This is a genomic window from Vibrio sp. ZF57 (genome assembly GCF_001691235.1).
Lineage (GTDB): Bacteria > Pseudomonadota > Gammaproteobacteria > Enterobacterales > Vibrionaceae > Vibrio > Vibrio crassostreae_C.
In genome coordinates, this window is record NZ_MAKD01000103.1 from 1 (window position 1) to 2,480 (window position 2,480).

General features: G+C 43.1%; 1 protein-coding gene and 1 tRNA gene. Both read left to right on the forward strand.

The genetic code is table 11. From position 1 onward, the window contains the following. Positions 1–436 precede the first annotated feature (436 nt). Positions 437–2,062, forward strand: coding sequence for a methyl-accepting chemotaxis protein (locus A6D97_RS15890; protein WP_065584779.1), 1,626 nt, complete (start codon positions 437–439; stop codon positions 2,060–2,062). A gap of 235 nt (positions 2,063–2,297) precedes the next feature. After that, positions 2,298–2,373 (forward strand) — tRNA-Phe (locus A6D97_RS15895). The last annotated feature ends 107 nt before the right edge of the window (positions 2,374–2,480 follow it).

Here is a 2,480-nt window from a genome sequence, read left to right on the forward strand (position 1 = left end):
AACGGCGGACTGTTAATCCGTATGTCGCAAGTTCAAGTCTTGCAAGGGGAGCCACATTCAAGAAAGCCAAGTCGAAAGACTTGGCTTTTTTTCGTTTGAACAAAAACAAACTCTATTCAATATACACATCAGCTCCTCACTAACTCTTAATCAGTCTCGATAAATTGAGTTATCTCCTTTTAGTACTCTTACTACAACAGTTGATTCTAAGTTCTATAAAGCATATCCACTACAACAGAACCAACGCCTTATAAAGTTCATGACCCGCTAATATTCACATTAAAACAAATAGAACCAAGTCCTGTTACTTTTTTTTCTTCGAAAATTTAATCCCTATCATACTTTGATGTCTTTCTAATATCTGCCTTACACCACTTAGATTAAGATTCGATGAATTATACCTAATACTAATTATTGAATCGCTGCGCGGGGAAATATGAAACTAAAAACGCAAGCTTACTTATTATCGGGCATCATCTTGATCGCCCTGCTAGCACTGACGGCTACAGGCTTATGGACCTTAAGAGTTGCTAGCAACATGGACAACAAAGCTCGCGTAACAGAGCTGTTTAAGAGCGCATACAGCATTCTTACTGAAGTCGAAAAAATGGCGATTGATGGCACACTAGAAGAAGAGCAAGCCAAGCAACTAGCTACTCGCCTTCTACGCAACAACATCTATAAAGATAATGAATATGTTTACGTAGCCGATGAGAACATGACGTTTATCGCGACACCATTAGATCCTCAACTGCACGGAACCAGTTTTAACGACTTTAAAGATGGCGACGGCAATAGTGTTGGGCAGCTAATCCAAAGAGTACTTGGTAATCGTACTGGCGAGATCATTGAGTACACCTGGACACAAAAACTGCCAGATGGAACGATTGAAGAAAAACTGTCTATTGCAGAGAAAACGCCACATTGGGGTTGGGTTGTCGGCACTGGTATCGGGTTCAATGAAGTTAACGCTCGTTTTTGGTCTACTGCTCAATGGCAGCTATTCCTTTGTGTCGTGATTGCTGGTCTTATTCTGGCGAGCCTAATTGTATCCATTAAACGCATGCTAGCGCTTCTTGGCGGCGAACCTAAAGACGTACGAGAAGCAGTACAAGCCGTAGCACAAGGTCGAATTCAAACCTCTTTCGAAACTCAGGCAATTGACGGCAGTATCTATCACGCCGTACAACAAATGAGTAAGTCATTGGCTGAGCTAGTATCAAACCTTGGCGCTTCAATGCTGGCATTAAGAGGCGAACTGCAGCGCGTAGAAGATCGCGCTGGGTCAATTGGTCAACTGACAGACACCCAACAGAAATCAACAGAGATGATCGCGACAGCAATGACCGAGATGGCCTCTTCAGCCAATAACGTAGCTGCTTCAGCTAGCGATACCGCGCGCAACACCGACGAGGCCGACAAACAGAGCCAGCATACCCAACAACTCATTCACAACACAGTAGATAACATTCAAGGCTTAGCAGGCCAACTAGGCACAGCAAGCGAAGCTGTCGCTAACCTAGATAACGATGTAAACAACATTGCAAAAGTATTGGATGTGATTGGTGATATAGCGGAGCAAACTAACCTATTGGCACTAAATGCAGCCATTGAAGCAGCTCGAGCTGGCGAACAAGGTCATGGATTTGCTGTTGTAGCAGATGAGGTTCGTAACCTTGCAGGCAGAACACAATCGAGCACAAAAGAAATCCAATTAATGATTAATAACCTTCAAGAGGGATCTCGCAACGCAATTCAAACCATGGAAGTGTGTGCCGCGACCAGTGAAAGCACCGTAACAGAGTCTCAAAACGCCTCTGAAGCACTACAACAGATTGTTGTCGCATTAGAGTCCATTTCATCAATGAGTCATCAAATCGCAACAGCGGCCGCTGAGCAGACTCAGGTGAGCGATGATATATCGAAGCGTATCAATATGATCGAAGAGAGCGGTAACCAACTGAGCAATGTCGTAACAGAAAGTCATAACAGCACCCAAACTCTTGCCTCTCTTTCCAACGAATTAGAAGCTTGGGTTAATAGGTTTGAAGTAAAACACTAAACTCCCTAGAAAATTTTCAAATAAAAAAGCACGTTTTCATACGTGCTTTTTTTATTTCGGCGCCCATTCAGTGTAGTTAACCGTAGTTTTACTATCTTTTAGGGCATGCTAGACCTAGGTTTTTCACCCCAAATGAGCAAAAACAACCCACTAAGTATAGAAAAACATCAAACGATACTTTTTTTGCAATTTAATGTTGACCCAGAACGCGAAAACACGTTTAATACACCTCGTCGCCCGGATAGCTCAGTCGGTAGAGCAGAGGATTGAAAATCCTCGTGTCGGTGGTTCGATTCCGCCTCCGGGCACCACAATTTATTTGTTGGTGTCTTAGACAACAACAGTAAAGCACAAAGAAATATTATGTGCCGACTTAGCTCAGTAGGTAGAGCAACTGACTTGTAATCAGTAGGTCACC